Origin of the sequence: Mycobacterium lehmannii (genome assembly GCF_002245535.1) — a bacterium.
Lineage (GTDB): Bacteria > Actinomycetota > Actinomycetes > Mycobacteriales > Mycobacteriaceae > Mycobacterium > Mycobacterium lehmannii.
Genome location: NZ_NKCN01000001.1, coordinates 180,779 through 207,592 on the forward strand (window position 1 = coordinate 180,779; position 26,814 = coordinate 207,592).

Below are 26,814 nucleotides of genomic sequence, written 5' to 3' on the forward strand. Positions count from 1 at the left end.
CGCGATAAGTGTCACGCTCGCAAGGTGTCGCTGTCAAATGGGTGCAGGTCATGAAGAAGTACTACGGTCACACGCTGCTCTATCTCCACGAGACCATCGCGCTCGGTTCCGGCCGGTCCGGCGGGTTCAGTGAGGTTTTTGGCGACGTGTACCAGCCGATGATGGCCGACCTCGGCGCGCGGCTGTTCGCGATCTGGGAGACGACGCCGTACAACGGCCACTGGCCGCAGGTCACGATCATCTGGGAGATCGACAAGTTCGCCGACTATGCGCGCATCGGCAAGGCGCAGGCCAGGGGCGGCAGCCATGAGGAAGCCGCAGCGAAGTGGTCGACGTACCTCGCCGAGATCGGCGCATCGGGTGAGGGCCGCATCATGTACGCGGGCAAATACAATCGGACACTCGCGCAGCTGCAGGAGGCGAACTTCGGTGCCGGGCTGGTGATCCAGGAGATCATGCAGACGAAACCCGGCCGCCAGGACGACTACATCCGCGAACTGGAACGCCTCTACGTGCCGTGGTCGGAACGCACCGGAAAGCGTTGGCTCGGTTCGTTCATCACGACCTTCCGCTTCAACGAGGTCATCCATTACTGGGCGCTCGACGACGACTGGGACTGCTTCGCCAACCACTACCCGTCGTGGAAGGACAGCCCGCCCGCCGAGATCGTCACCTGGATGAGCGTCGCGCCCGCGCTGCGCGACGGCTGGGAAGACTCCATCCTGGCCGCCCTCCCACCGTCACCGCTGCGATGAACATGACTGTTCTCGAGACGTTTTCCTATGATCCGTTCGACCCAGCGGTGATGGCCGACCCGCTACCGTTCTATCGGGCGCTGCGCGATCGGCACCCGGTGTACTACGTCGAGAAATGGGACACCTACGCCCTTTCGCGTTTCGAGGACATCTGGCGGGTGCTGGAAGTCAACGACGGCACATTCGTCGCCTCCGAGGGAACCCTGCCTGCGGCAACGGTTCTCGCGAAGCACAACGACGGGCCCGTGCCCGACCCGGCGCTGCATCCGATGCCCTTCCACGCGAACTTCGACGCCCCGATCTACGACACCGTGCGACGTTGCACATCGCCCCCGTTCCGGCCGAGGTCGGCCGGCAAGTTGGCCGACCGCATCCGTCAACTGGCCAACGAGCGGCTCGACGAGCTGCTGCCGCGCGGCGCCTTCGACCTGACCCAGGACTACGGCGGGATCGTCGCCGCATCGGTGGTGTGCGAATTGCTCGGATTGCCCGCGGATCTCGCGGCCGACGTGCTGGCGACCGTCAATGCGGGCAGCCTCGCGCAGCCGGGCAGCGGGGTTGAGGTAGCCAATGCGCGGCCGGGTTACCTGGAGTACCTGATTCCGATCATCCAGCGCAGCAGGACCACGCCGGGCGAGAACCCGATCGCCGACAACCTGATCGCGTACCGGCTGCCGGACGGCTCGGCGTTCAACGACGTCGAGGCCGCCACCCAGTTGCTCGGGATCTTCATCGGCGGAACCGAAACGGTGCCGAAGATCGTCGCACACGGCCTCTGGGAGCTGGGCCTTCGGCCCGATCAACTGTCCGCTGTGCGCAGCGACATCGACACCCGCGTTCCCGCCGCGCGCGAGGAGATGATCCGCTATTGCGCACCCGCGCAATGGTTTGCACGCACCGTGCGTAAACCGTTCACCATGCACGGCACCACAATGCGGCCCGGGCAACGGATCATCTCACTGCTGGCGTCGGCCAGCCGTGACGATCGCGAATACTCCGATCCGGACACGTTCATCTGGAACCGTCCCATCGAGCGCCTGCTGGCCTTCGGTCGCGGACAACACTTCTGCCTCGGGGTGCACCTGGCGCGGTTGGAGATCGGCATCATGGTGACCGAATGGCTCAAGCGGGTCGCAGACTGGCGCATCGACGGTGAGGCCGCGTCCCGGCCGCCGTCGAGTTTCCAGTGGGGTTGGAGCAGCGTGCCGGTGGAGGTGTGAGATGTGGTCCTATCGACTGGTCGCGCCGTACACTTTCGAGCGCCAAGACATTCCGGAGACAACGCCGGAGTCGTTGGCGGATCAGCAAGTGTTGCTGCGCTTTCGCGCGGCGGGGGTCTGTGGTAGCGACCTGCCGCCGTTCCGGGGTGTTCGCGGCAAGATCGCCGGCGATCGCGGCCTGAGCGCGGCGGAGATGCCGGGCTTCCCGATCCACGAGGTCGTCGGCGAGGTGATCGCCAGCAGGCATCGCAGCCACGGTGTGGGGGACTGGGTCGTCGGCTGGGCGTCCGGCTTCGACGGCCTGATGCAACATGTCGTCGCCGACGGCGACGGGCTGGCCTACTACGACCATAATCTGAGCCCGCAGCATGCCGTCGCACTGCAGCCGCTGGCGTGTGTGCTGTATGCGGTCGAACAGTTGCCCAGACTCAAAGGCCTGCACGTCGCGGTGATCGGGCAGGGCTCAATCGGTCTGCTGTTCTCCTATGCGGCAAAGGCGTTCGGCGCTCGCCGCGTCACCGGCGTCGACCCGGTCGACCGCGACGCGGTGGCCAAGGAGTTCGGCGTGGACACAATCGTGCGCGCCACCAGCGACCGGTGGGTGAGCCACCTCGAGCCCGGCGACCGGCCAGATGTGGTCATCGAAGCCGTCGGGCACCAGGTCGCCACCCTCGGTCACGCGATCGAGGCGGCCGCGCCGGGCGGGACCGTGTTCTATTTCGGCGTGCCCGACGACGACAGCTATCCGATCAGCATGCGCACCATGCTGCGCAACAACCTCACCCTGAAGTCCGGTGTGACCCTGGACCGGCGACGGATGCTGGCCGCTGCCAACGAGTTCGTCCGGCACCACCCCGACCTGCTGCCCGCCTATGTCACACACACATTCGACATCGACGATGCCCAGGCCGCGTTCGAACTCGCGTGCCGCCCGGCGCCCGACCGCATCAAGATCGCGATCGTCGAATGACCAGCAGAATTCAGCGGGCGCTCGCCACCCGTGAGCACGTGTGGGGAGGATGGGTGGTCGGGCCGACCATCATGGGTCCCGAAGAATTCGCCCAGGCCGGCTACGACTACGTCGGATTCGACGTGCAGCACGGGTATCTGAGCGACGCCGATGTCGCGCTGTTGTTGCGTCGCCTCGAACACGTCCGGATCGCGACGGCGGTGCGGTTACCCTCTGCCGACCCCGCACCGATCGGCCGTGTGCTCGACGCGGGCGCGGACGCCGTCATCATCGCGATGGTGGAATCGCCGGAGCAGGCCGCCGCGGCCGTCGCGGCGACCCGGTACCCACCCGCGGGGGTGCGCAGCTACGGGCCGCTGCGCGCCGACATCGGGCGCGATCCGGCCGAACACGAAGCCCGCGCAGGGGTGTTCGCGATGATCGAGAGTGTGCGGGGACTGGCCGCGGTCGACGAGATCTGCGCGGTGCCCGGGGTGACGGGGGTGTACGTCGGCCCCAACGATTTGGCGATCGCGCTCGGACACGCCCCGGCCGCGGCCTGGACCGCGTCGCCCGTCACGGACGCGCTCGCTCGTATCCAGTCCAGCGCCGCCGCGTCCGGCGTCATCGCCGGCATCCACGCCGGCAAGAATGGAAGGGCCATGGCCGACATGGGGTATCGCATGCTCACAGTGGCGTCGGAGTCTCAGGCGTTGCGGCGCGGCGCCGAGGAGATCCTCAAGGATTCCCAATGACGGGCGATCGCGTCGCGCTAGTGACCGGCGCCGCACGCGGGCAGGGCGCGGCGATCACGAAACGCCTGCTCCAGGACGGATTCCGGGTCGCGGCATGTGACGTGCGGATGGACGAATTGCGGGCGACGATCGCCGGCCTCGGCCACGAGGTGATCCCGGTCGAACTCGACGTCACCTCGCCCGAGCAGTGGCAAGCCGCCGTGAGCCAGGTAGTCGACCGGTTCGGGGGGTTGTCGACGCTGATCAACAACGCCGGGGTGCTGCATCGGTGCTCACTCGACGACGAAACACCCGAGGCGTTCGAAAACAGTTGGCAGTTCAACTGTCTGGGCCCGTTCCTCGGAATCAAGGCGGCACTGGGGCATCTCCGACGGGCAGTGGGGCCCGCGATCGTCAACACCGTCAGCACCGGTGCCATCCGGCCCTTCCCGAACCACGCCGCGTACGGATCGTCGAAGTGGGCATTGCGCGGGCTGACCCAAGCCGCCGCCGCTGAACTCGCCGGGGCCGGCATTCGGGTCAATGCGGTGTTCCCGGGCCCGATCGAGACCCCGATGCTCGACCCCGCCACGCAGCAGCGGCTGACCGCGACGCTCGGCCGGATCGGGAAGCCCGACGAGGTCGCGAATGTGGTCGCCTTTCTGGTCTCCGAGCAGGCGTCCTTCATGACGGGAGCCGAAGTCGTCGTGGATGGAGGGCAATGCCTTCGAATCGGGTGAGGTACCCGAGCCTGTCGGTCGGGATCATCGGTGCCGGCCCCGGTGGCCTGGCGCTGGGAATCTTCCTGCGTAAGGCCGGGTTTGGGAACTTTACGATCTTCGATCGTGAGGACGGCGTCGGAGGTACGTGGCGAATCAACACCTACCCTGGCCTGGCCTGCGATGTGAAGTCGCATCTGTACTCCTACTCGTTCGACCTCAACCCCGACTGGTCACGGCTGTGGTCCGGGCAGAAGGAGATCCTCGAGTACTTCGAACGCTGCGCGCAGCGCTACGAACTCACGCCGCACCTGCGGCTCAACACCGAGATCACCTCGGCGCAATGGGCGGGTGACCGGTGGCAGCTGACCTCGGCGAGCGGTGAACGGTTTGATTTCGACGTGGTGGTCTCCGCGGTCGGCCTGTTCACCCGGCCCGTCATGCCCGACCTGGTAGAAGAGGAACCGTTCACCGGCACGTTGATGCACACCGCGCGGTGGGACCATTCCGTGGACCTGACCGGTAAGCGGGTGGCGGTGCTGGGCACGGGCTCCACGGCGGCGCAACTGGTTCCGGAGGTCGCCAAGGTGGCCGAGCGGGTCTACTCGGTACAGCGCTCACCGACATGGGTGCTGCCCAAACCCGATCGTGCCTACACCGAGCGGGAGAAGTGGATGTTTCGCAACATCCCGCTGGCGAAGAAGATCTACCGAACCCGGCTGTGGCTGCGCAGCGAGTCCAACATCTCGGTCATCGAGAACGGCAGCGACAAGACGCAGGAGTTCAAGGGCATCGCGCTCAAGACGCTCGAGGCGACGGTCCCCGACGAGGAGCTACGTCGCAAGCTGACTCCCGACCATCCGCTGGGCTGTAAGCGGTTGGTGTTCGCGACCGATTACCTGCAGGCCCTGACGCAGCCGCACGTCGAGGTCGTCGCGAGCCCAGCGCGATCGTTGCGCGCGAGGTCACTGGTCACCGAAGACGGCACAGAACTCGAGGTCGACGTGGTGCTCTGCGCGACCGGTTACGCCGCGGCCGACTACCTCGGCCAGATCGACATCGTCGGCGCGGGCGGGGTCTCGCTGCGTGAGACCTGGAGTGACGGGGCCTACGCCTACCTGGGCATCGCGGTGCCGCGCTTTCCCAACTTCTTCATGCTCTACGGTCCCAACACCAACGTCGGGTCCAACAGCGTGATCTTCATGCTCGAAGCGCAGGCGCATTACATCGTGCGGGTGCTGAAACACTCTCGGCGCCGGGGTAAGTCGTACATCGAGGTCCGACCGCGCACGATGGCGGCGTTCCTGGCCAAGATCGACCGCTGGATGCAAGGCACCGTCTGGCTGACCCGTTGCAGCAACTACTTTCGCGCCGCCAACGGCAGGGTCGTCACGCAGTGGCCGCGCAGTGCCCGCGCATTCTGGGGTATGACGCGGCGGTTCAAGCCATCCGATTACACGTTCGAGCCACCGCGGCAGGACCGGTCGACGGCGACGGAAACCCCGACCGCTGCGAGGCGCTGACGTCGTGATAATCGTCGAGCGCCTCGACCCCACGCTGCGCCATCTGGCGGAGGCCCGCACCGATCTGTCGCCCGGACTGCTGGGCGTCGTGCGCGATTCGCTCAACCAGCGTCGCGCCGAAACGGCCAGGGCCGTCAACGACATCGTCGTCGAAATCGAAGAGAGGGTGGCGCACTCGGTTCCGGTGCGGATCTACCGCGGCGCGGCTGCACCGTCGCCGGCGGTGATCTACTGCCACGCCGGGGCGTTCGTATTGGGCAACCTCGACACCGACCACCTGCAGTGCGTCGAGCTGGCCAGGCGCGGCGGTTGTACGGTGCTCTCGGTCGACTACAGGCTGGCGCCCGAGGATCCGTACCCGGCGGCGCTCGAGGACGCGCTGGCCGTGTTGAATTGGGCGGACGAGTGCGCGACCGAACTCGGGCTCGACGCTGCCAGGTTGGCGGTCGCGGGAAGCAGCGCCGGTGGCGCGCTGGCGGCAGGACTCGCGCAACGCTCGGCGGGCTCGTCGGCGCCGCCGGTCGTGTTTCAGCTGCTGCACCAACCGGTGCTCGACGACCGGCCCACCGAATCGAAGTCGGAGTTCACCACGACGCCGGGCTTCGACGGGCCCGCAACCGAGATGATGTGGCGGCACTACCTCGGCGATACGGCCGCCGATGCGTCCGCGGTTCCCGCCCGCTCGGCCGACTTGTCCGGTGTGGCAGACGCTTTCATCAGTTGCTCAGAGCTCGACCCGTTACGTGACGAAGCGGTGGAGTATGCGTTGCGGTTGATGCGTGCGGGCGTCGCGACCGAACTGCACGTGTTTCCGGGCACCTGCCACGGGTTCGACTCGCTGCTACCGGAGTGGGACACCAGCATCCGGCTGTTCGAACTGCAGGGCGCGGCGTTGCGGCGCGCGTTGCACGGCAGCTGAAAACGCACGCTTGCCGGCGGCGAGTGTCCACCAATTGTCGTGAGGTGGCGGTGTGTCGTGTACAGACACGGGCGCTCGCGGGGGTTGTTACAAGGTGAGTTCGCGGGCGATCGCGGCGTGGTAGGCGTCGATGTGTGCCGGGTTGACCGCCCGGAAGAAACCGTCGGGCATCGGGGCGTGCTTGGGGGCCTCGACCGTCATCGTCCGGGTGAACAGCGTGACGTCCTCGCCCGGCCGGGTGAAGTGATACTCGACGGTGATGCGGCCCTCCATGCCGCCGTTGCCGTCGCTGTCATGACCGAGCCGGCCGACCGACGTGAACACCCAGATCGTCGGGCGCGCGGCGACGGCCAGGTGCCAGGTGAAGATGCGATCACCGTCGGGACCGGTCTCGGTCCAGGTGTCACCGACGCGCAACGGCAGGTGGTCGGGCAATCCGCCGATGTGGGCGCTGGTGGGATACGTCTTGGGCCAGTTCGCCGGGTTGGTCACGAAGTCATAGATCGTCTCCGCCGGGTGCCGAAACGCGGTCTCCGAACTGGTGGTGACGATGCCCAATGTGCTGCCTTCCGTGGATGAACCGCTCAAGACTTTACAACTAACCGCAATAGTGTCACGGTGTCCAGGTGGACTTCTCCCGCGTGCAGCTGAGCGAGGACGACCGGGCGTTTCAGGACGAGCTCCGGGACTTCCTGCGCTCCGTCGTCACCGACGAGGTCATCGCGCGGGACCGCGAAACCGGCGAGAACTTCGACGAGGGTGTCCATCTGGCGCTCGCCGCGCGCGGATACCTCGCCGCGGACTTCAACTCCGAGGCCGAAGGCGGGTTCAACGCCATTCGCCGACGAATCTGGGAGCTGGAGATCGGCCGCTCGCACGCACCGTGGTTCCACTGGCCGACGACGATGATGGTGGCACGAAGCCTGCAGCAGTTCGGCTCCGAGGAGCTGAAGCAGGAGATACTCCCGAAGGTTCTCTCGGGGCACTACCGGCTGTGCTTGGGCTACACCGAACCCGAGGGCGGTTCGGACGTCGCGACCTGCAAGACCCGGGCGGTGCGCGACGGCGACGCCTGGGTGGTCAACGGCTCCAAGATGTTCACATCGAACGCGCACAACGCGCACTACGTTTTCCTGATAACCAATACCGACCCCGCCGCGCCGAAACACCAGAGCCTGACGATGTTCCTGGTGCCGCTCTCCTCGGCGGGCATCGAGATCCAGCCGATCCGCACCGTCGACGGCGACCGCACCAACATCACCTACTACAGCGACGTCCGCGTCGACGACAAGTACCGCGTCGGCGCCGTCAACGGCGGCTGGTCGGTGTTGCGCGAGGCGCTCAACGCCGAGCACGGCACCATCGAACGTGACGACCAGGGCCTGCAGAAGCTGGCGACGATGACCGAGCACCTGTTGCTGCTCGCCGAGGCGGTCGACCACATCGCCGCCGTTGTCGGCAAGGAGGATTCGGCCCGGTACCGGCTCGGCCGCGCGATCGCCAGGATCGAGGCGGCGATGAGCACGCCCGAGATGTTCGGCCGGGTGGCGAACGCGCAGACGATGCGCGACGTCGCACCGGATCTGATGGACCTGGTGGGCGCCGCGGGAAGCTTGCCGACCGGCGCCGAGGGCGCGGCGGGCGACGGGGGAGTCGAGTACGCCTTCCGCCTGGCCGGGCCCGCCGGTATCTACGGCGGCACGCTGGAAGTGTTCCGTAACATGATCGCCCAGCACGCACTCGGACTCGGCAGGCCGAACTACTCGCCACCGGCGAAGCGGCCCGCTTAAAGCCGTGCGATCACCTCGCCGGCCAGCAGGTCCAACGTCTGGTCGGACGCGCGATCGTGGGTGAACAGCACGATCTGGCCGAAACCGAGTTCGTGCAGTTCGTGCAGCCTGTCGACGACGGCGGACGGCGTCCCGATCAGGCCGCCTTCGTCGAGCCCGAACGCCGGTGCGCCGAAACGCTTCTCGGCCTGCCGCTTGACATCGGGCAGCGACGCGTCGTCGGGCGCCAGTGCCATCACCGCCTCGACCGACAGTACGACGCTTGACGGATCGCGGCCGACGTCCTCACAGATGGCGCGCAACACCGACACTTTGTGCTGCAGTTCCCCCAGGGCGTACGTCGGCACGTTCCAAACGTCGGCGTAGCGCGCGACCAACGGCAGCGTGTACTTCTCGCCGACACCGCCGACCACGATGGGTGGCCGCTGCTGCACAGGACCGGGTTTGACGGGAAAGTCCGTGACGGTGAAGTGCTTGCCGCTGAAGTCGATTCGCTCGTCAGCGAAGGCCTGGGTGAGGATCTCCAGCGTCTCGCCGAGGCGTTCGGAACGCTCGCGAAACGACCCCCACGGCAGTCCCACCCGGTCGTGCTCGTCCTCGATCGAGCCGCTGCCGAGCCCGAGTTGCAGTCGGCCGGCCGCGATCTGGTCGAGTGTGGTAACCATCTTGGCCAGTACCGCGGGATGGCGAAATTGGTTGCACAGCACCATGTGTCCGACGTGGATGCGTTCGGTGTTGCTGAGCAGCGCGGTGGCCAGCGTCCACGCCTCCAGCGACGGATAGTCCGGAACGCCCGGGCCGTAGAGATGGTCGTAGAGCCACAGCGAGTCGATGCCGAGTTCCTCGCAGCGCCGGGTGCGATCCAGCATCTGCCCGTAGGTGAAGCCCATTTGAGGCAGGTACACGCCGATCTCGGGCTTGCCCATGTCCGCAGGTCCCCTCGCTGTCGAAGCTGTACTTTCCGCGGTTCGCATGGTAACGACATTCTCGGAAAACGAGAAGAATGTTCTAGACGGGACACAACAGACATGCGGTTCACCTTCACCCACCCCATGCACACTCATCCGTACAACCCGGAGTTGGTCACCGGCAGGGGGATCGCGACGGTCGCGGCCGCCGCCGAGGCCGCGGGTTTCCACGGGTTCGGCTTCACCGACCATCCGGCGCCGACTGAGCGCTGGCTGAACGCCGGCGGCCATGATGCGGTGGACCCGTTCGTGGCCATGGGTTATGCGGCCGCGACCACGACGACGCTGCGGCTCATTCCCAACATCGTCGTGCTGCCGTACCGCAATCCGTTCGTTGTCGCCAAGGCCGGTGCCACCCTGGACCTGTTGTCGGAAGGACGGTTCACGCTCGGCGTGGGGGTCGGCTACCTGAAGCGCGAATTCACCGCGCTCGGAGTCGATTTCGAAGAGCGCGCCGCCCTGTTCGAGGAGGCGCTGGAAGTCATCCGCGGCATCTGGACCACCGATGACTTCTCGTACGAGGGCCGACACTTCACCGCCAGCGGGATCACCGCGCACCCCCGGCCCGTCTCCGACCCCCATCCCCCCATCTGGATCGGCGGCAACACCGGCGCCGCCCGCAAGCGCGTCGTCGCCCACGGCGACGGGTGGTGCCCGTTCCCCGCACCGGCCGTACTGGCCCAGACCGCGCGCACGGCGCCGATGGACGTGGACACACTGACATCCGGCGTCGAGGACCTTCGCCGCCGCTTCGACGAGGCAGGACGCGACTGGTCGCGCATCGACATCACGTTCACCAACCCCGACGGCGGCAGCCCCGGCGGCGACGACTTCAACGCCGACGCGTACCTGTCCGGCCTGGAGAAGCTGGCCGGGATCGGGGTGACGTGGGTTCAGGTCGGTCTTCCGGGCGACAGCCTCGCGCGCGTGCTCGAGACCATCGAGCGGTTCGGGGAGTCGGTGATCGCCAAAGCCTAGCTACGGTCGCCGAACCTGAACTTCTGTGCGCTATTTCGGCGGCATATCGAGCACAGATTCAGGTTCGGCGCGATGGTTACCGGTCGGGCGACGGCAACTCGGCCAGCACAGCGGCGCGGGCCGGGTCGAAGCTGAAAAAGCCCGCGATCGGCAGCGTCTCGGGCGGCGGGTCCGGATAACTCCACGCGACGTCCTCGACCACCGTGTCGCCGACGACGGCCGACCAGTACGACGCGTAGCCCTTGTAGTTGCAGTAGCTGGTGGTCGGCGACGGCCGCAACAGGTCGGTTCGCACGTGCGACGGGTCGACGTAGAGGCGCGGCTCCAGCGACGTCTCGAACACGATCACCGTCTCGGCCGTGTCGACCAGTGCCTGGCCCGCCACCGTCACCCGCAGCGCGCGGTGCGTCGGACGGCAGTCCACGCGGTGGTAAGGGTTGGGCGGATAGTGCACGAGCGTGCGGCCTTCCTCCAGCCAGGTGTCGACGGCGTCCCACGGCACGCGGACATATCCGGGCGCCTCGACCACCGGCTCACTCGGAAGGTCGCCGACCTCGTCGACGGGAAAGGCGTAGCTGAGCGGATGGTCGCGCCGATGCACCATCAGCGCCCGCTCGGTGTCGAGCACCGTGCGACCGCCGCGCAGGGCCTGCACGCGGCGCGGATGCGGTTCGACGAACACCACGTCGTCGGGCAGCGGGGGCGTGAACCAGCCGGCCGGATCGTTGCTCAGGGGCCCGCGGGCGGCGACGAGGGTCATGTCGTCAGCCTTACAAATTTCGCGCAGATCGTCACCTCTTGACCGAACGCGCTTGAGAAAGAGCACGATTGGGAAACCGGTAGGCGTCGGCTGGGTGAGGGGGATGCGGGGAGGTATGAAGCGACTCAACGGCGTGGACGCGTTGATGCTGTACAGCGAGACGCCCGAGGTCCACATGCACACCCTCAAGATCGGCATCCTCGACGTGTCGGGCGTCGAGGACTACAGCTTCGACATGCTGCGGGAAGTCGCCTATCCGCGCCTGCTCGCGCTGTCGGCGCTGCGCTACCAGCTCGTCGACATCCCGCTGCGGCTGCACCATCCGATGTGGTGGGAGAACCACGACATCGACCTCGACTACCACCTGCGCCGAGCACAGGTCGCACCGCCGGGCGGTCGGCGCGAACTCGACGACCTGATCGGCCAGATCGCCAGCACGCCGCTGGACCGCAGCCGCCCGTTGTGGGAGATGTACGTCGCCGAGGGGCTGGCCGACGGGCGCGTCGCGATCATCCACAAGGTCCATCACGTGCTGGCCGACGGCGTGGCCTCGGCCAACCAGTTGGCCAAGGCCTTGGAAGACGAGACGCCGACGCCCGTTCGCGCCGTCGCCGATCCCGCGATGCGCAGCACCGCGCAGCTGATCAAGGCCGCGGGCCGCGACCACGCGCACCTCATCCGCCGCCTTCCCAGGCTCGTCAACGAGACGGCCGCCGGTGTCGCCCGGGTGCGCAAGCGCGCCAAGGAGCGCGGCCGCCATCCCGACCTGGCCCGCAATTTCGCCCCGCCGCAGACCTTCATCAACCACGTCGTGTCCGCTGGACGCCGCTTCGCGACGGCCCCGCTGTCGTTGGCCGAAGTCAAGGAGACCAGCAAGCATCTGGGTGTGACGCTCAACGACATCGTGCTGGCCACCGCGGCCGGGGCGCTGCGTACGCTGCTGCTGCGCTACGACGGGCACGCCGACGCACCGCTGATCGCCGGCGTCCCGGTCAGCACCAATCCCTCGCCAGATCGGTTGACGGGCAACGAGTTCACCTACATGATGCCGTCGCTGCCGGTGCACATCGCCGACCCGCTCGAACGGGTCCGGCTCACCGCAGTGGCGACCAAGATCGCCAAGGAGAGCCACCAGCTGCTCGGGCCGGCGGTGCTGCCGGCGTGGATGTCGTATCTGCCGCCGGCGTTGGCGCCCAGATTCTTTCGGCTACAGGCGCGTCGGATGGAGTCCGGCGCGGTGATGAACCTGACCATCTCCAACGTGGCGGGGCCCCGCGACCGCGGGCACATCGCGGGCGGTGTGCTCAGCGAGATCTACTCGGTGGGCCCGGTGGTCACGGGCAGCGGGATGAACATCACCGTGTGGAGCTACGTCGACCAACTCGCCATCTCGGTGCTGACCGACGATCGCACACTCGACGACCCGCATGAGGCCACCGACGCGCTGCTGGAGTCCTTCGCCGAGATCCGCCGCGCAGCCGGGCTTCCCGGTGAGTTGGCCACCGTGGCATCGGCCCTCCCGCTGGCCGCCGCGTCGCACTGACCGACATCGCAGCCTCGGACCTTTACAGATCGCGACAATAGTGTCACGCTCTAGGGGCGGCCGTGACAGCCCCTCGACCGGCGCCGCTGACGGATCGGATAGGAACTATGGCAACTCGACCCTTTCCCGACGATGTCGTGTCGGTCGACGGTGCTTCGGCCGTCGACGGCCTGGCCAACCGCCATCATCTGACGGTGCTGGCGGCGGACCTGGCCGACGTGATCGGGCCCGCCGGCGGCTGGCTTTTCGACCGGGCGCAGGCGGGATGGGATGTCGACGTCTGGGTCGAGCAATGCGCTGACGAGCGGCCGCTGACGATCCTGGGTGCTGCCGCACTCGACGAGACCTCGGAGGCCGTCCTGCGCGACGTGCCCCGCAACGGTGTGCTGGCGGTCAGCACGGCGCTGCTGCGCGATGATCCGCAGGTCCGCACCCGCGTCGTCGAGCTGGCGAAGCGCGGCGTCGAGGTGATGGCCTGGGGTGAGGACCGGTCGGGTGACGGTGATCGCATCGACACGATCGAGCACAGGCTGAGTGTCGCGGCCCGCGCGTTCAAGGCGCACGCCCTTGCCGCGGCCGGATTGACGCGTGGTGTGGACGCCACCGAGACGCTGTTCGGCCTGGGGGTCGATTCCTTCCGGCCGCTGAACCCGGTCTAGCGGATCCAGCCCCGTTTACGCAGCCACCAGTCGCGCGCGACCGCGCCGAGGATCAGCACGGCGAATCCGATCAGGAAGAGGTCCTCGACGCGCCCGGTGTGGTTGCCGTGGATGAGGGAGAGCAAGAACAGCGCCGCGATGATGCCGCCGATGTGGAAGAACTTCGGGTTTTCCTTCGACCAGCCCCATTCGGCGGACGGCACGTCTTCGACGTCCACCCCGGTGTGTCGCTGCACCTCGGTGTTGGCCACGGCTGCTCCTCATGGTCGGGCTCGATACTGCCGACATTCTGGCATATGCGTATTCAGGGCCTACTACGCCGGCCGTAGGGTGATGCGTCATGACAGCGCGGACGCGAGGAGCGCAACGGCAGATGCAGTTCGAGGGCAAGGTCGCATTCATCACTGGCGCGGCGCGAGGTCAGGGCCGGGCGCACGCCGTGCGGTTCGCCGAGGAGGGCGCCGACATCATCGCCGTCGACCTGTGCGAGCAGATCGACAGCGTCGCCTATCCCATGGCGACGCAGGAGGACCTCGACGAGACCGTCAACCTGGTGGAGAAGACCGGCCGCAGGATCATCGCCGAACGCGGAGACGTCCGCGACCTGGAGCGGATGCAGGAGATCGCGGCCAAGGGCACCCAAGAGTTCGGCCGTATCGACTTCGTGCTCGCCAATGCGGGGATCCTGCCCGCCGCGGGGGACCAGGGACGCGAGATCTCCGCGTTCGTCGACGCGGTGAACGTCATGCTCAACGGCGTCTACTACACGATCACCGCGACGTTGCCGGCCCTTCTCGCCCACGGCGACGGCGGCGCGATCGTGATCACCAGTTCGGCGGCCGCGTTCAAACCTGTCACCGTCGACTTCGGCACCATGAACCACGGTGCGGCGGGCTACACGGTCGCCAAGCACGGAGTCATCGGCGTGATGCGCCACTTCGCGCGGGCGTTGGCGGAGAAGAACATTCGCGTCAACTCGGTTCACCCTGGCGGGGTGGCCACCCCGATGATCTACAACGAGGCGTTGGCGCAGTGGTCGGGCGAGCATCCGGCGTTCAGTGTCAGCCAGCAGCCGCTGCTGAACGTTCCACCGGTCGAGCCCGAGGCGATCAGCGACGCGATGGTGTACCTGTGCGGCGCAACCGGCAGATACCTGACCGGGGTGGCGCTGCCGGTCGACGGGGGTCAGATCATCAAGTGATCTCGGAGTATCGCCGCAGCGCCTCCTTGCGTTCGGCGGCGTGGTCGACGATCGGCTCCGGATAGCTGTCGTCGTCGAGGTCGGGCACCCAGCGCCGCACGTAACCGCCGTCGGGGTCGAACTTCTCACCCTGGGTGGTCGGGTTGAAGACTCGGAAGAATGGTGCGGCGTCCGTCCCGGTGCCCGCGGCCCACTGCCAACCGTGCTGGTTGTTGGCCATGTCGCCGTCGACCAGCTGCTCGAGGAACCAGCGCGCACCCCATTGCCACGGCAGATGCAGGTCCTTGACCAGGAAGGAGGCGACGATCATGCGGACCCGGTTGTGCATCCAGCCGGTCTCGGCGAGCTGACGCATGCCGGCGTCGACGATGGGATAGCCCGTCCTGCCCTCTTTCCAGGCCTCGAACCGCTTGTGTGCGTCGGGACCGTCGTCGACCTCCATGTCGTCGAACGACGAATTCCAGTTCCACCAGGCGCTGCGCGGCCATTCGCCCAGCACCGCGGCGTAGAAGTCGCGAAACGCCAACTCCCGCAAATACGCCTGCGCGCCCTCGCCCCGGCCGAGATCGGCGGCCATGGTGCGCGGATGGATGGTGCCGAACTTCAGATGCGCCGACATGCGGCTGGTGCCGTTCAGATCGGGGCGGTTCCGGTCGTCGGCATACGTGTCGAGTCCGTTGGCCACGAACGACTTCCACTGCTTGCGGGCAGCCGTCTCGCCGGCGGGCATGTCGAGGGCGACCCCCGCGTCCGGGATGTCCACCGCGCCCGCGACATCCGACGGGTCGAGCCAGCGCGCCGATTTCAGGCCGGACGTGGCGGGCGCGCGCCAGCCGTGTTCGCGCCAAGCCCGGTGAAACGGGGTGAACACCTTGTACGGGCCGCCGTCGGGTTTGGTCACCCGGCCGGGAGAGACGAGGTACGGCGAACCCGACGCCTCTAGAGAGATATCGCCCAGTGCGGCCTCCACGGCGTCGTCGCGCCGCCGACCGAACGGCGTGTAGTCCGCCGAGATGTGCACCGCGGACGCGCCAATCGCCTTGGCGGCAACGGGTATTCGTTCTTCAGGCCGACCTCGCGTTACGTACAGCCTGCCGCCGAGGCCGTCGCGCAGATCGCGCAGCGCGTCGTAGAGGTACTGAAGTCGGCGGGCGCCCGCCGACGCTTCGAGCCGGGGATCGAGGACGTAGCAGGCGAGCACCTCGCCGTCACCGGCGGCCGCGGCCAGCAGCGGGGGCAGATCGCGCAGGCGCAGATCGCGACGAAACCACAACAATGTGGGCATGGCATTGATGCTGCCCTGAAATCGCGGTAGAGAAACAGGATGGAGTTCTGGTCGGGCACCGCGTTCATGAAAACGTCAGAGATCCTCGGGCTCGCCCGCGCCTTCGACGAGGCCGGTTACGACGGGATGGTGTGCTCGGACCACATGATCTATCCGCGCGAACTCAGTTCGCCGTATCCGGATTCGCCGACCGGAAAGCCGATGTGGGCACCGGAAACCGCCTGGCCCGACTGCTGGGTGCAGATCGGTGCGATGGCGGCGGTGACGACTCGGCTGCGGTTCTCCAACGCCGTGTACATCGCGCCGGCGCGACCGCTGCTGGAGGTGGCCAAGCAGGTCGCGACGGCGTCGGTGCTGTCCGAGGGCCGGGTGTCGCTGGCCGCGGGCGTCGGCTGGATGCGCGAGGAGTACGAGTTGATGGGCCAGGATTTCCGCACCCGCGGCAAGCGGCTCGACGAGATGATCCCCGCCCTGCGCGAGCTGTGGCGGGGTGGTTGGGTGTCGTGGAGCGGCGAGTACTACCAGGTGCCGGAGATGATGATCGAACCTCATCCGGTGGCCCCGGTCCCGATCCTGTGCGGCGGGGAGTCCAACGCCGCGCTGCGCCGCGCCGCACGGCTGTGTGACGGGTGGGTCGGCTACGCCTACCGGTGGGACGATGCCGTGGGCTACGCCCAGAAGCTGCGCTCGCTGCTGCGCGAGTACGGCCGCGAGAACGAGCCGTTCGGCATCATGCTGGCGCTGCTCGAGCCGCCGTCACCGGATCTGTACAAGCGGGCCGAAGACGCAGGCATCACCGCGGTGATGTGCAGTCCGTGGATGGGTATGGACCTCGAACCCGGTGGGGTGGAGCGGTATCGGGAGCCGATCGAGCGGTTCGCCGAGACCATCATCGCCAAGGTGCGGCCATGACCTTCTCCGAGGACGAGATCCGCGAACTGGTCGAGTGCCTCTACACCTCGATCGACCGCAGGGACTGGGCGACGGTCGAGAGCCTGGTCTCGCCACGGTTGGTCGTCGAGGTCGCAGGACCACCGACCCTAGGGTGGCAGGAGTGGCAGTCGCACCTCGAGGAGTTCACCCGGGGTTTCTCCGACGGACGGCATGCGATCGAAGAGATTCTGGTCGACGGTTCGCACGGCATCACGCGGTTCACGTTCACCGGCACCCATGACGGCGAGTTCCGCGGCATACCGGCGACCGGGACCAAGGTCGAGGTCACCGGAATCCATATCGACCGGTTTCAGGGCGACATGTTGGTCGCCCACCGCGGCCAACTCGACATGCACGGACTGCTGCGACAACTCGGGGCGGGCTGAGGCGGGGCTGACGCCGACAGGAGAGGGCAGCCCGGCTCGGGGGTATCGGGCTGCCCTCGGATCCTGTTGTGGCGCAGATCAGTTCATCGGGGGCATCAGCACCGTGTCGATGAGGTAGACGGTGGCATTGGCCGTCTGCACGCCGCCGCACGCCACCGAGGCGTCGTTGACCCGCAGGTCAGACCCGTGACCGGTCACGGTGACATCGGCGCCCTGCACCGTCTTGTGCGTGCCGACGACCTGAGCCGGAGCGGCCTGGCCGGGCACCACGTGGTAGGTCAGGATGCTGGTCAGCAACTCCGAGTCGGTCTTGAGTGCCTCGATGGTGGCCGGGTCGATCTTGGCGAACGCGTCGTCGGTCGGTGCGAACACCGTGAACTGGCCGCCGTCGAGCGTCTCGACGAGGTTGACGCTCGGATTGAGCTGTCCGGAAACAGCTTTCGTCAACGTGGTCAGCAGCGGGTTGTTCGAAGCCGCGACCGTGACCGGATCCTGAGCCATGCCCGTCACCGAGCCCGGGCCGACAGGGACCTGCTGTGCGTATGCCGTGCAGCCGGGTCCGACCATCTCGGCTTGGGCCGGGGCGGTGGTGCCCAACATCAGGGCGGTGGCTCCCAACGCGGCCAGCCCTGCGCCGGCCAATTTCTTCGTTGCGTTCATCACTCGTGCTCCATTCGGGACGGGACGGCTTGTGCCGTCGAAACTTTGCTTCGATCTCTATTCGGTGCCGACGACGTGTCGGATGGGTGGTGACTCTCGATCGGGGTTGCGACGGGCCCGGAACCGCGCATGTGGAGTCGAAAGCGATCCCGGGCCCGCCCGCCAGGGAGCGGCCTAGGAGGTGGCCGGCGGCATCAGGACGGTGTCGATCATGTACACCGTCGCGTTGGCAGTGCGCACTCCACCGCACACCAGGCCCGCGTCGTTGACCTTCAGGTTGTCGCCCTCGCCGGTCACCGTGACGGTCGCGCCCTGCACGGTCTTGTGGTCGCCGGGGACCTGCGCCGGGCCGGCCTGGCCGGGCACCACGTGGTAGGTCAGGATGCTGGTCAGCAACTCCGAGTCGGTCTTGAGCGTCTCGATGGTGGCCGGGTCGATCTTGGCGAACGCATCGTCGGTCGGTGCGAACACCGTGAACTCACCGCCGTCGAGCGTCTCGACGAGGTTGACGTTCGGATTCAGCTGTCCGGAGAGCGCCTGCGTCAGCGTGGTGAGCATCGGGTTGTTCGAGGCGGCGACGGTCACCGGGGACGGCGCCATTCCGTTGACCGAACCCGGACCCGACGGCACCTGCTCGGCATATGCCGCGCACCCGGCGCCCACCAGGTTGGCGGCTGGGTCCATGGGTTGCTCCATCGGGGCGGGCGCGACGCTGGTCGATGCCGACTCCGCCGTGGCCGACGGTGCCGCGGTGGTGGCGTCGTTCGAACACGCCGAGAGGGTCAGGATCGCGGCCGCGGCCACCCCCGCCGCGGATACGGACTTGCCGAATTTGATCTTCATGCGCTGCTCCCTTGTCGTGGACGGCCGGGCCGTCCTCTGCTGTGACACCGGGGATTCGGACCGCGGCGGCGAGCGGATGGATCCCGTCAGATTCACGTCACAATTCGAAGGCGGGTCACCGCGCGCTCGGCGGGCTGACGAACGGGCACCGGCAGGCGGCACAATGGTTCGGTGAGTATTTCCGGCGGGGCCGAGCGCGGCGACGCGGCATCAGGCCGGCGACGCGTGCTGATCCTCGGCAGCACCGGATCGATCGGGACGCAGGCGCTCGACGTCATCGCCGCCAACCCAGACCGCTTCGAGGTCGTCGGCCTGGCCGCAGGCGGCGGTAATCCTGACCTGCTGGTGCGCCAGCGCGCCGCGACGGGTGTGACCAATATCGCGGTCGCCGACGAGGCCGCCGCCGCTCGCGTCGGCGACGTCACGTATTCGGGGCCTGATGCCGTCACCGAGCTCGTCGAGAACACCGATGCCGACGTGGTGCTCAACGCGCTCGTGGGTGCGCTCGGGCTGCAACCGACGCTGGCCGCGCTCGCGACCGGCGCCCGCCTGGCGCTGGCGAACAAGGAGTCGCTGGTCGCCGGTGGCCCCCTGGTGCAAAAAGCGGCCCGACCAGGCCAGATCGTGCCCGTGGACTCCGAACACTCGGCGATGGCGCAATGCCTGCGCGGCGGCAGCCCCGATGAGGTCGCCAAGATCGTGCTGACTGCATCGGGCGGCCCGTTCCGCGGGTGGAGCGCCGAGCGGCTGGAGTCGGTCACGCCCGAACAGGCCGGCGCCCATCCCACCTGGTCGATGGGGCCGATGAACACCCTCAACTCGGCGTCGCTGGTCAACAAGGGGCTCGAGCTCATCGAGACGCACCTGCTGTTCGGCGTGCCCTACGACCGCATCGAGGTGGTGGTGCACCCGCAGTCGATCGTGCACTCAATGGTCACGTTCACCGACGGTTCCACGCTGGCTCAGGCCAGCCCTCCCGATATGAAGCTGCCGATCGCGCTGGCGCTCGGCTGGCCCGAACGGGTGCCCGCGGCGGCGTCAGCCTGCGACTTCACCACCGCGTCGACCTGGGATTTCGAGCCGCTCGACGACGAGGTGTTTCCCGCCGTGACGCTGGCCCGGCGGGCCGGGGAAGGGGGCGGCTGCCTGACGGCGGTCTACAACGCCGCCAACGAGGAGGCGGCCGCGGCGTTCCTCGACGGGCGGATTCGCTTCCCGGCGATCGTGCGCACCATCGACGACGTGCTGCGCGCTGCCGACCAGTGGGCCGCCGAACCAGCTACCGTGGATGACGTACTTGACGCCCAGCAGTGGGCGCGTGACCGTGCCGCGCGCGCGGTCGAGCGGAAGGTAATCACCACCAGATGATGTGGCTCACCGGTGTCGTGCTGTTCGCACTGGCCATCTTGGTCTCGGTGGCCCTGCATGAATGCGGCCACATGTGGGTGGCGCGCGCCACCGGAATGAAGGTGCGCCGCTACTTCGTGGGCTTCGGGCCGACGCTGTGGGCGACCTGGCGGGCGAACAAGCTCGGCGATCGCACCGAGTACGGCGTCAAGGCGGTCCCGCTCGGCGGGTTCTGCGACATCGCGGGCATGACCTCGGTCGAAGAGCTCGCGCCCGACGAGCAGGACCGCGCGATGTACAAGCAGAAGACGTGGAAGCGCGTCGCGGTGCTGGCCGCCGGCCCCGGCATGAATTTCGTCATCGGCCTGGTGCTGATCTACGGCATCGCCGTGGTGTGGGGGCTGCCCAACCTGCACGCGCCGACCACGGCGATCGTCGGTGAGACCTCGTGTGTGAAGGCCGAAGTCAGCAGGGGTCAGCTCGGCGACTGCCTGGCGCCCTCTCCCGCCGCGGCCGCGGGCATCCAAGCCGGGGACACGGTGGTCAAGATCGGCGATACGCCCGTGGCGAACTTCGACGAGTTGGTCACCGCCGTCCGCGCGCTCGACGGCCCGACCGAGTTCACCGTGCAGCGCGGCGGCGAGGAGTTCACCACCCTGGTCGACGTCGTGCCCGCCCAGCGCTGGGTCGCCAAGGGTGATCTCGCCGAACCGGCTCCGGTCGGCACGGTCGGCATCACCGCGGCGCAGTTCGGGCCCACGCAGTACAACGCGCTGTCGGCGGCGCCCGCGACGATCGCGTTCACCGGCGACCTCGCCGTGGAGATCGGCAAGTCGTTGGCCAAGCTGCCGACCAAGATGGGCGCGCTGGTGCGCTCCATCGGCGGTGAGGAGCGCGATCCCGAAACCCCGATCAGCGTCGTCGGCGCCAGCATCATCGGCGGCGACGCCGTGGATCAGGGGCTGTGGGTGGCGTTCTGGTTCTTCCTGGCGCAGTTGAACTTCGTGCTCGGCGCGATCAATCTCGTACCGCTGCTGCCGTTCGACGGCGGCCACATCGCGATCGCGTTCTACGAGAAGATCCGCAACTCGATCCGGTCGGCACGCGGCAAGGTGGCCGCGGCTCCGGTCAACTACCTGAGGCTGATGCCCGCCACGTACGTGATCCTCGTCGTGGTGGCCGGCTACATGCTGTTGACCGTGACCGCTGACTTCGTCAACCCCATCAGAATCTTCCAGTAAGCAGTAGGAGAGTAAATGGCCTCCGGCCAACAGAGCGGACCTCAACAAATAGGACTGGGCATGCCGGCGCCGCCGGCACCGGTTCTGGCGCCGCGACGCAAAACGCGTCAGTTCATGGTCGGCGATGTCGGCATCGGCAGCGATCACCCGATTGCGGTGCAGTCCATGTGCACCACCAAGACTCACGACGTCAACTCCACGCTGCAGCAGATCGCCGAACTGACGGCGTCGGGCTGCGACATCGTGCGGGTGGCGTGCCCGCGCCAGGAGGACGCCGACGCGCTCGCCGAGATCGCCCGCCACAGTCAGATCCCGGTGATCGCCGACATCCACTTTCAGCCGAAGTACATCTTCGCCGCCATCGACGCCGGCTGCGCGGCCGTGCGGGTCAACCCCGGAAACATCAAGGAGTTCGACGGCCGCGTCGGCGAAGTTGCCAAGGCCGCTGGCGCAGCGGGCATCCCGATCCGCATCGGCGTCAACGCCGGGTCGTTGGACAAGCGCTTCATGGAAAAGTACGGCAAGGCCACACCCGAGGCGCTGGTCGAGTCCGCGCTGTGGGAGGCCTCGCTGTTCGAGGAGCATGGCTTCGGCGACATCAAGATCAGCGTCAAGCACAACGACCCCGTCGTGATGGTGGCCGCCTACGAACAGCTGGCCGCGCAGTGCGACTACCCGCTGCATCTGGGCGTCACCGAGGCGGGTCCGGCGTTTCAAGGCACGATCAAGTCGGCGGTCGCGTTCGGCGCGCTGCTGTCCAAGGGCATCGGCGACACGATCCGCGTCTCGCTGTCGGCGCCGCCCGCCGAAGAGGTCAAGGTGGGCAACCAGATCCTCGAATCGCTGAACCTGCGTCCGCGGTCGCTGGAGATCGTGTCGTGCCCGTCGTGTGGGCGCGCCCAGGTCGACGTCTACTCGTTGGCCAACGAAGTCACCGCCGGGCTGGAGGGCATGGACGTCCCGCTGCGCGTGGCCGTGATGGGTTGTGTCGTCAACGGTCCCGGCGAGGCGCGCGAAGCCGACCTCGGGGTGGCGTCCGGCAACGGTAAGGGCCAGATCTTCGTCAAGGGTGAGGTCATCAAGACCGTCCCCGAAGCCCAGATCGTCGAGACGCTGATCGAAGAGGCCATGCGAATCGCTGAAGAGCGTGGAACAGATGCCAGCGGTTCGCCGGTCGTGACCGTAAGCTGAATGTGATCCCAAACACCGGGTAGAGCCGCCCGGTGTCGGTTAGAAAGAGATCCCATGTCGGCACCGCCGCTGTTTCGTCACGTCGACGAACGACGGGTTTCGGTGGTGCGTGACGTCGGCGCCGTGATGCGGGTGCTCGACGAAGATCCGGTCGGCTCGTGCATGGTCGCCTGCCGGGTGGCCGAGTACGGTGTGGAGCCTTCGGCGATCGGCGGGGAACTGTGGACGCGACGCAGGCCCACCGAATCGCTGTGCTACGCCGGTGCGAACCTGATTCCGTTGCGCGGGGACATGATTGACCTGCACGCGTTCGCCGAGAAGGCGATGAGCACCGCGCGTCGCTGCTCGTCGTTGGTCGGCCGGGCCGAGTTGGTGCTGCCGATGTGGCGTCGCCTGGAGAACGCCTGGGGCGCCGCCCGCGACGTGCGCGAGCATCAGCCGCTGCTGGCGCTGAGCACGCCGCCGTCGTGTGCGACCGACCGCGCCGTGCGCCAGGTGCGTGCCGACGAACTCGATGCCTACCTCGTCGCCTCGATCGACATGTTCATCGGTGAGGTCGGCATCGACCCGCGGCTCGGCGACGGAGGCAGGGGATACCGCAGGCGGGTCGCCGGTCTGATCGCCGCGGGCCGGGCCTGGGCCCGCTTCGAACGCGGCGAGGTGGTCTTCAAGGCCGAGGTCGGTTCGCAGTCGCCCACCGTCGGGCAGATCCAGGGTGTGTGGGTGCACCCCGACTGGCGCGGGCACGGTCTGGGCACCGCGGGCACCGCCACGCTGGCCGAGGCGGTGGTGCGCTCTGGGCGCACGGCCAGCTTGTACGTCAACGACTTCAACACCGTCGCGCGCGCGACCTATGACCGCGTCGGCTTCCAACAGGTGGGAACGTTCGCCACCGTTCTGCTCGACTGACGATCCGACTGATTTACGCTCACGGCATGGCTGACGACGACCGCACAATCGCGCGCAGGGAGATCGCCGACACGATGGTGCGCGCCCTGGAACGGCGCCACGAACTGCTCGACGTCATCGTCGATTCGGAGGACTACGACGCCGCGATCGAGTCGATCGCGAGCATGCTCGGCGCATCGCACACGGCCGCCGAGGCGGTGCTGCGGCTGTCCTTCGATCGGCTGACCAAGGTGTCGCGGCGCCGGATCGCCGCCGAACTCGAGGACCTCAACAATCAGCTCAGCTTCACCATGGGTGAGCCCGCCCGCAGTGCCGACAGCATGGCGCTGCGCCCGTTCCTCGCCGCCGCCGATCGCGACATCTTCGCTGCGCGCACCCAGGACGTGCGTGAGGCGGGCGACGGGTCGCGCGCCCCCGCGGGCGATCTCGACGACGAGATCCGCGCGGGCCTGCGGCGCGTCGACGCCGAGGAGGCGGCCTGGCTGGTCGCGGTGCACGGCACCGAGAAGATCGGGATGGTGTTCGGCGACCTGGTCTCCGGCGAGGTCAACGTGCGGATCTGGATCCACCCCGACCATCGCAAGCAGGGGTACGGCACCGCGGCGCTGCGCAAGTCGCGCTCGGAGATGGCCGCCTACTTCCCGGGAGTGCCGTTGGTGGTGCGGGCACCGGCCGCGGGTTGAGGACGCCCGACGCTGCCTGGGCGCCGCTTGACGCTGCGGTCCGCCGGCGTGCGCTGCGGGCCTTAACCGGTTGATCCCACGCAGGAGGTGAGTGCGATCAACCCGGTAAGCCCTCCGATCGGAAGAACCGGCCCCCCAATGCGGTGCGCCTACCGGGATTGCAGGTCTCGACTTCGTAACATCTGCCCCAATGGCAACTTCAGTAACACGCATAGTGAGCCTCGCCGCGGCCGGAATCCTGGTCGTCGGCCTCAACAGCGCCTGTACGCCCAAGCCCGCCGGACCCGAGACCGCCGCCGAGAAATTCTTCGCGGCCCTCGCGACCGGTGACACCGCGGGCGCGGCCGAACTCAGCGACCGGCCCGCCGATGCGCGCGAAGACCTCAACGAGGCGTGGGCCGGGCTGCAGGCCACCCACCTGGACACGCAGATCCTGGGCTCCAAGTACGCGATGGACACCGGCAGCGTCACCTACCGCTACACGTGGCATCTGCCGAAAGACCGCACCTGGACCTACGACGGACAGCTGAACATGGTCCGCGACGAGGGCCGGTGGATGGTGCGGTGGAGCGCCACCGGCCTGCACCCGCGGCTCGGCGAGAACCAGACCTTCGCGCTGCGCGCCGACTCGCCCCCGCGGGCGTCGGTGATCGAGCGGGGCGGCACCGAGGTGCTGGTGCCGGGATACCTCTACGGCTACTCGCTGGACGCGCGCGAGGCCGGCGGTTCGCTGATGCAGACCGCGCGGGCCGTCGTCGACGCGTTGCGGCCCTTCGACAACACCCTCGACGCGCAGCGGCTCGCCGAGCAGGCCAGCTCGTCCAAACAGCCGCTGAACCTGATCACGCTGCGCAAGGCCGACCACGACCGGGTGGCCGCCGCGATCGGAGCGCAACCCGGTGTGGTCATCACGCCGCTGGCCGAAATGCTGCCCACCGACGAGACTTTCGCGCCTGCGATCGTCGGTGAGGTCAAGAGGGCGGTGGCGGGTGAACTCGCCGGCGCCGCGGGGTGGCGGGTGGTCACCGTCAACCAGAACGGCGTCGACGTCGACGTACTCAACGAGGTGCCGGGGGATCCCGCACCCTCGATCCGGATCAGCCTCGACCGGTCGGTCCAGGACGCCGCGCAGAACGCGGTCAACTTCACCGGCAAGAAGGCGATGATCGTCGTGATCAAACCGTCGACCGGTGAGATCCTGGCCGTCGCGCAGAACGCCGCCGCCGACACCGAGGGCCTCATCGCCACCACCGGCCTGTATCCGCCCGGGTCGACGTTCAAGATGGTGACCGCCGGTGCGGCCATCGAACGCGATATGGCCACCCCGAACACGATGCTTCCGTGCCCCGGCACGATGGACATCGGCCACCGGACCGTGCCCAACTACGGCGGCTTCGACCTGGGCACCGTGCCGATGTCGCGGGCGTTCGCCAGTTCCTGCAACACCACCTTCGCCGAGCTGGCCAGCCGGATGCCGCCGCGCGGGTTGACGATGGCCGCGGCCAAGTACGGCATCGGCGCCGACTACGACATCCCCGGGCTGAGGACCGTGACCGGTTCCGTACCGCCCACCGTCGACCTCGCCGAGCGCACCGAGGACGGCTTCGGTCAGGGCAAGGTGCTGGCCAGCCCCTTCGGCATGGCGTTGGCCGCGGCGACCGTCGCTGCCGGCAAAACCCCAGTCCCGCAACTGATCCAGGGTAAAGAGACCGAGATCGCCGAGAGCCCGGCGCCGATGGACCCGAAGATCGTCGAGGGGCTGCGGCCGATGATGCGGCTGGTGGTGACCAACGGCACCGCCGAGGACCTGCAGGGTGCGGGCGACGTGCGCGGCAAGACCGGCGAGGCGGAGTTCGCGGGCGGTTCGCACTCCTGGTTCGCCGGATACCGCGGCGACATGGCGTTCGCGGCGATGATCGTCGGGGGCGGTTCCTCGGAGTACGCGGTGCGCATGCTCAAGGGCATGCTCGACGGACTGCCGCCGGACTACCTGGCCTGATCGGGCGTCATCGCCGTACCGTGGAACGTGCGATGACCGAGACCAACCACGACGCCATGCGCGTCTCCGACGCCGACCGCAACGGCACGCTGCGGCGACTGCACAACGCCGTCGCGCTGGGCCTGATCGACATCGAGGAGTTCGAGGAGCGCTCGGCGGCGGTGGCGCGCGCGCGGCTGCACTCGGACCTGGACGCGCTGGTGGGCGACCTGCCCGGACCGGGTGCGATCGTCACCTCGGCCGCCGACCGCATCGAGTTGCGCGGCGTGCTCGGCTCCCTCAAGCGGCACGGCGAATGGACGGTGCCCAGCCGGCTGGCCCTGCACCGGCGCATGGGTTCGGTGGACCTGGACCTGACCCGGGCGCGCTTCGCCGGGCCGATGGTCGTCATCGAGCTCGACCTGAAGTTCGGCGGGCTCGAACTGCGGCTGCCCGACGGGGCCAGCGCCTCCATCGACGACGTCGAGGTCAATGCGGGCAGCGCCCGCGACCACCGCAGGGACGCGCCTGCCGAAGGCAACCCGCACGTGATCCTGACCGGCAAGGTGGTCTTCGGCTCGGTGGACATCCGCGGGCCGCGCCGATCCTGGCGGTTGAGCCCGTTCGACCGGCGCTAGCC

Annotated in this window: 28 protein-coding genes; 21 read left to right on the forward strand and 7 right to left on the reverse strand. The window is 67.9% G+C overall.

Annotation, left to right across the window (positions count from 1 at the left end; translation table 11 throughout):
• The first annotated feature begins 50 nt into the window (after positions 1-50).
• The 7 genes from CEX87_RS00920 to CEX87_RS00950 are packed head-to-tail and all read left to right on the forward strand — an operon-like array spanning position 51 to position 6,819.
• Positions 51-755, forward strand: coding sequence for a hypothetical protein (locus CEX87_RS00920; RefSeq protein ID WP_064394604.1), 705 nt, complete (start codon positions 51-53; stop codon positions 753-755).
• Positions 752-1,975: a cytochrome P450 gene (locus tag CEX87_RS00925; RefSeq protein WP_083997590.1), complete on the forward strand. Its 1,224-nt coding sequence runs from the start codon at positions 752-754 to the stop codon at positions 1,973-1,975. Before CEX87_RS00920 ends, CEX87_RS00925 begins: the two co-directional genes overlap by 4 nt.
• A gap of 1 nt (position 1,976) precedes the next feature.
• Positions 1,977-2,945 (forward strand): zinc-binding dehydrogenase, encoded by a 969-nt coding sequence (locus CEX87_RS00930; protein WP_064394580.1) that lies wholly within the window; start codon positions 1,977-1,979, stop codon positions 2,943-2,945.
• The gene (locus CEX87_RS00935) at positions 2,942-3,679 is read left to right on the forward strand and encodes an HpcH/HpaI aldolase family protein (RefSeq protein ID WP_064394579.1); all 738 of its coding nucleotides are present in this window, start codon (positions 2,942-2,944) and stop codon (positions 3,677-3,679) included. The genes CEX87_RS00930 and CEX87_RS00935 overlap by 4 nt, the downstream gene beginning before the upstream one ends.
• The gene (locus tag CEX87_RS00940; RefSeq protein WP_094285625.1) at positions 3,676-4,398 is read left to right on the forward strand and encodes an SDR family NAD(P)-dependent oxidoreductase; all 723 of its coding nucleotides are present in this window, start codon (positions 3,676-3,678) and stop codon (positions 4,396-4,398) included. The genes CEX87_RS00935 and CEX87_RS00940 overlap by 4 nt, the downstream gene beginning before the upstream one ends.
• The gene (locus CEX87_RS00945; protein WP_416171878.1) at positions 4,395-5,900 is read left to right on the forward strand and encodes a flavin-containing monooxygenase; all 1,506 of its coding nucleotides are present in this window, start codon (positions 4,395-4,397) and stop codon (positions 5,898-5,900) included. The genes CEX87_RS00940 and CEX87_RS00945 overlap by 4 nt, the downstream gene beginning before the upstream one ends.
• A 4-nt stretch (positions 5,901-5,904) precedes the next feature.
• Complete coding sequence (locus CEX87_RS00950) at positions 5,905-6,819, forward strand: alpha/beta hydrolase (RefSeq protein WP_064416924.1); 915 nt, start codon at positions 5,905-5,907, stop codon at positions 6,817-6,819.
• 87 nt (positions 6,820-6,906) lie between these two features.
• Here CEX87_RS00950 and CEX87_RS00955 read toward each other — a convergent pair whose 3' ends face one another.
• Positions 6,907-7,377, reverse strand: coding sequence for an SRPBCC family protein (locus CEX87_RS00955; RefSeq protein ID WP_094285627.1), 471 nt, complete (start codon positions 7,375-7,377; stop codon positions 6,907-6,909).
• Positions 7,378-7,445: 68 nt separating this feature from the next.
• Between CEX87_RS00955 and CEX87_RS00960 the strand changes: the two genes are divergently transcribed.
• Positions 7,446-8,609 carry an acyl-CoA dehydrogenase family protein gene (locus tag CEX87_RS00960; RefSeq protein ID WP_094285629.1) on the forward strand — a complete coding sequence of 388 codons (1,164 nt, stop codon included), beginning with the start codon at positions 7,446-7,448 and terminating at the stop codon, positions 8,607-8,609.
• Here CEX87_RS00960 and CEX87_RS00965 read toward each other — a convergent pair.
• A complete protein-coding gene (locus CEX87_RS00965) occupies positions 8,606-9,535 on the reverse strand; it encodes an LLM class flavin-dependent oxidoreductase (protein WP_064394574.1) in 930 nt (309 codons plus the stop codon). The two genes, CEX87_RS00960 and CEX87_RS00965, sit on opposite strands and share 4 nt — an antisense overlap.
• A gap of 102 nt (positions 9,536-9,637) precedes the next feature.
• On the opposite strand from CEX87_RS00965, the gene CEX87_RS00970 reads away from it, so the two are divergent.
• Positions 9,638-10,555: an LLM class F420-dependent oxidoreductase gene (locus CEX87_RS00970; RefSeq protein WP_094285631.1), complete on the forward strand. Its 918-nt coding sequence runs from the start codon at positions 9,638-9,640 to the stop codon at positions 10,553-10,555.
• A 76-nt stretch (positions 10,556-10,631) separates the two neighbouring features.
• On the opposite strand, the gene CEX87_RS00975 is transcribed toward CEX87_RS00970, so the two are convergent.
• Positions 10,632-11,315 carry a DUF427 domain-containing protein gene (locus tag CEX87_RS00975; RefSeq protein ID WP_094285633.1) on the reverse strand — a complete coding sequence of 228 codons (684 nt, stop codon included), beginning with the start codon at positions 11,313-11,315 and terminating at the stop codon, positions 10,632-10,634.
• Between the two features lie 115 nt (positions 11,316-11,430).
• Between CEX87_RS00975 and CEX87_RS00980 the strand changes: the two genes are divergently transcribed.
• Complete coding sequence (locus tag CEX87_RS00980) at positions 11,431-12,858, forward strand: WS/DGAT/MGAT family O-acyltransferase (RefSeq protein WP_094285635.1); 1,428 nt, start codon at positions 11,431-11,433, stop codon at positions 12,856-12,858.
• 107 nt (positions 12,859-12,965) lie between these two features.
• On the forward strand, positions 12,966-13,517 hold the full coding sequence (locus CEX87_RS00985) for a hypothetical protein (protein ID WP_142301065.1): 552 nt from the start codon (positions 12,966-12,968) through the stop codon (positions 13,515-13,517).
• Here CEX87_RS00985 and CEX87_RS00990 read toward each other — a convergent pair.
• On the reverse strand, positions 13,514-13,768 hold the full coding sequence (locus CEX87_RS00990; protein WP_064416929.1) for a DUF2631 domain-containing protein: 255 nt from the start codon (positions 13,766-13,768) through the stop codon (positions 13,514-13,516). The two genes, CEX87_RS00985 and CEX87_RS00990, sit on opposite strands and share 4 nt — an antisense overlap.
• 89 nt (positions 13,769-13,857) lie before the next feature.
• On the opposite strand from CEX87_RS00990, the gene CEX87_RS00995 reads away from it, so the two are divergent.
• A complete protein-coding gene (locus CEX87_RS00995; RefSeq protein WP_233151204.1) occupies positions 13,858-14,718 on the forward strand; it encodes a mycofactocin-coupled SDR family oxidoreductase in 861 nt (286 codons plus the stop codon).
• On the opposite strand, the gene CEX87_RS01000 is transcribed toward CEX87_RS00995, so the two are convergent.
• Entirely contained in the window at positions 14,711-16,003 is a 1,293-nt protein-coding gene (locus CEX87_RS01000) for a cryptochrome/photolyase family protein (RefSeq protein ID WP_094285640.1), read from the reverse strand. The two genes, CEX87_RS00995 and CEX87_RS01000, sit on opposite strands and share 8 nt — an antisense overlap.
• Before the next feature lie 39 nt (positions 16,004-16,042).
• Here CEX87_RS01000 and CEX87_RS01005 point away from each other — a divergent pair, with 39 nt between their 5' ends.
• On the forward strand, positions 16,043-16,915 hold the full coding sequence (locus CEX87_RS01005; protein WP_094285642.1) for a TIGR03619 family F420-dependent LLM class oxidoreductase: 873 nt from the start codon (positions 16,043-16,045) through the stop codon (positions 16,913-16,915).
• A complete protein-coding gene (locus CEX87_RS01010) occupies positions 16,912-17,322 on the forward strand; it encodes an ester cyclase (RefSeq protein WP_064426075.1) in 411 nt (136 codons plus the stop codon). The genes CEX87_RS01005 and CEX87_RS01010 overlap by 4 nt, the downstream gene beginning before the upstream one ends.
• A 78-nt stretch (positions 17,323-17,400) precedes the next feature.
• On the opposite strand, the gene CEX87_RS01015 is transcribed toward CEX87_RS01010, so the two are convergent.
• Positions 17,401-17,922, reverse strand: coding sequence for a fasciclin domain-containing protein (locus tag CEX87_RS01015; RefSeq protein ID WP_233151235.1), 522 nt, complete (start codon positions 17,920-17,922; stop codon positions 17,401-17,403).
• A 234-nt stretch (positions 17,923-18,156) separates the two neighbouring features.
• Positions 18,157-18,825, reverse strand: coding sequence for a fasciclin domain-containing protein (locus tag CEX87_RS01020; protein ID WP_094285644.1), 669 nt, complete (start codon positions 18,823-18,825; stop codon positions 18,157-18,159).
• Positions 18,826-19,002: 177 nt separating this feature from the next.
• Between CEX87_RS01020 and dxr the strand changes: the two genes are divergently transcribed.
• The 7 genes from dxr (at position 19,003) to CEX87_RS01055 (ending at position 26,812) form a co-directional block, all read left to right on the forward strand.
• The gene (gene dxr, locus CEX87_RS01025; protein WP_094285810.1) at positions 19,003-20,193 is read left to right on the forward strand and encodes a 1-deoxy-D-xylulose-5-phosphate reductoisomerase; all 1,191 of its coding nucleotides are present in this window, start codon (positions 19,003-19,005) and stop codon (positions 20,191-20,193) included.
• On the forward strand, positions 20,190-21,413 hold the full coding sequence (locus CEX87_RS01030) for a M50 family metallopeptidase (protein WP_064394564.1): 1,224 nt from the start codon (positions 20,190-20,192) through the stop codon (positions 21,411-21,413). Before dxr ends, CEX87_RS01030 begins: the two co-directional genes overlap by 4 nt.
• A 15-nt stretch (positions 21,414-21,428) precedes the next feature.
• Positions 21,429-22,604 carry a flavodoxin-dependent (E)-4-hydroxy-3-methylbut-2-enyl-diphosphate synthase gene (gene ispG / locus CEX87_RS01035; RefSeq protein WP_082693885.1) on the forward strand — a complete coding sequence of 392 codons (1,176 nt, stop codon included), beginning with the start codon at positions 21,429-21,431 and terminating at the stop codon, positions 22,602-22,604.
• A 54-nt stretch (positions 22,605-22,658) separates the two neighbouring features.
• On the forward strand, positions 22,659-23,513 hold the full coding sequence (locus CEX87_RS01040) for a GNAT family N-acetyltransferase (RefSeq protein WP_064416936.1): 855 nt from the start codon (positions 22,659-22,661) through the stop codon (positions 23,511-23,513).
• A gap of 26 nt (positions 23,514-23,539) precedes the next feature.
• Entirely contained in the window at positions 23,540-24,196 is a 657-nt protein-coding gene (locus CEX87_RS01045; RefSeq protein ID WP_064394561.1) for a GNAT family N-acetyltransferase, read from the forward strand.
• Positions 24,197-24,386: 190 nt separating this feature from the next.
• A complete protein-coding gene (locus tag CEX87_RS01050; protein ID WP_064394560.1) occupies positions 24,387-26,195 on the forward strand; it encodes a penicillin-binding transpeptidase domain-containing protein in 1,809 nt (602 codons plus the stop codon).
• Positions 26,196-26,227: 32 nt separating this feature from the next.
• The gene (locus tag CEX87_RS01055; RefSeq protein ID WP_064394559.1) at positions 26,228-26,812 is read left to right on the forward strand and encodes a DUF1707 SHOCT-like domain-containing protein; all 585 of its coding nucleotides are present in this window, start codon (positions 26,228-26,230) and stop codon (positions 26,810-26,812) included.
• Positions 26,813-26,814 lie beyond the last annotated feature (2 nt).

Coding starts and splice junctions, on each gene's coding strand:
- CEX87_RS00920 (WP_064394604.1), top strand. CDS start 51: ATGAAGAAGTACTACGGTCACACGCTGCTCTATCTCCACGAGACCATC.
- CEX87_RS00925 (WP_083997590.1), top strand. CDS start 752: ATGAACATGACTGTTCTCGAGACGTTTTCCTATGATCCGTTCGACCCA.
- CEX87_RS00930 (WP_064394580.1), top strand. CDS start 1,977: ATGTGGTCCTATCGACTGGTCGCGCCGTACACTTTCGAGCGCCAAGAC.
- CEX87_RS00935 (WP_064394579.1), top strand. CDS start 2,942: ATGACCAGCAGAATTCAGCGGGCGCTCGCCACCCGTGAGCACGTGTGG.
- CEX87_RS00940 (WP_094285625.1), top strand. CDS start 3,676: ATGACGGGCGATCGCGTCGCGCTAGTGACCGGCGCCGCACGCGGGCAG.
- CEX87_RS00965 (WP_064394574.1), bottom strand. CDS start 9,535: ATGGGCAAGCCCGAGATCGGCGTGTACCTGCCTCAAATGGGCTTCACC.
- CEX87_RS00970 (WP_094285631.1), top strand. CDS start 9,638: ATGCGGTTCACCTTCACCCACCCCATGCACACTCATCCGTACAACCCG.
- CEX87_RS00975 (WP_094285633.1), bottom strand. CDS start 11,315: ATGACCCTCGTCGCCGCCCGCGGGCCCCTGAGCAACGATCCGGCCGGC.
- CEX87_RS00980 (WP_094285635.1), top strand. CDS start 11,431: ATGAAGCGACTCAACGGCGTGGACGCGTTGATGCTGTACAGCGAGACG.
- CEX87_RS00985 (WP_142301065.1), top strand. CDS start 12,966: ATGGCAACTCGACCCTTTCCCGACGATGTCGTGTCGGTCGACGGTGCT.
- CEX87_RS00995 (WP_233151204.1), top strand. CDS start 13,858: ATGACAGCGCGGACGCGAGGAGCGCAACGGCAGATGCAGTTCGAGGGC.
- CEX87_RS01000 (WP_094285640.1), bottom strand. CDS start 16,003: ATGCCCACATTGTTGTGGTTTCGTCGCGATCTGCGCCTGCGCGATCTG.
- CEX87_RS01005 (WP_094285642.1), top strand. CDS start 16,043: ATGGAGTTCTGGTCGGGCACCGCGTTCATGAAAACGTCAGAGATCCTC.
- CEX87_RS01010 (WP_064426075.1), top strand. CDS start 16,912: ATGACCTTCTCCGAGGACGAGATCCGCGAACTGGTCGAGTGCCTCTAC.
- CEX87_RS01015 (WP_233151235.1), bottom strand. CDS start 17,922: ATGTTGGGCACCACCGCCCCGGCCCAAGCCGAGATGGTCGGACCCGGC.
- CEX87_RS01020 (WP_094285644.1), bottom strand. CDS start 18,825: ATGAAGATCAAATTCGGCAAGTCCGTATCCGCGGCGGGGGTGGCCGCG.
- CEX87_RS01030 (WP_064394564.1), top strand. CDS start 20,190: ATGATGTGGCTCACCGGTGTCGTGCTGTTCGCACTGGCCATCTTGGTC.
- ispG (WP_082693885.1), top strand. CDS start 21,429: ATGGCCTCCGGCCAACAGAGCGGACCTCAACAAATAGGACTGGGCATG.
- CEX87_RS01040 (WP_064416936.1), top strand. CDS start 22,659: ATGTCGGCACCGCCGCTGTTTCGTCACGTCGACGAACGACGGGTTTCG.
- CEX87_RS01045 (WP_064394561.1), top strand. CDS start 23,540: ATGGCTGACGACGACCGCACAATCGCGCGCAGGGAGATCGCCGACACG.
- CEX87_RS01050 (WP_064394560.1), top strand. CDS start 24,387: ATGGCAACTTCAGTAACACGCATAGTGAGCCTCGCCGCGGCCGGAATC.
- CEX87_RS01055 (WP_064394559.1), top strand. CDS start 26,228: ATGACCGAGACCAACCACGACGCCATGCGCGTCTCCGACGCCGACCGC.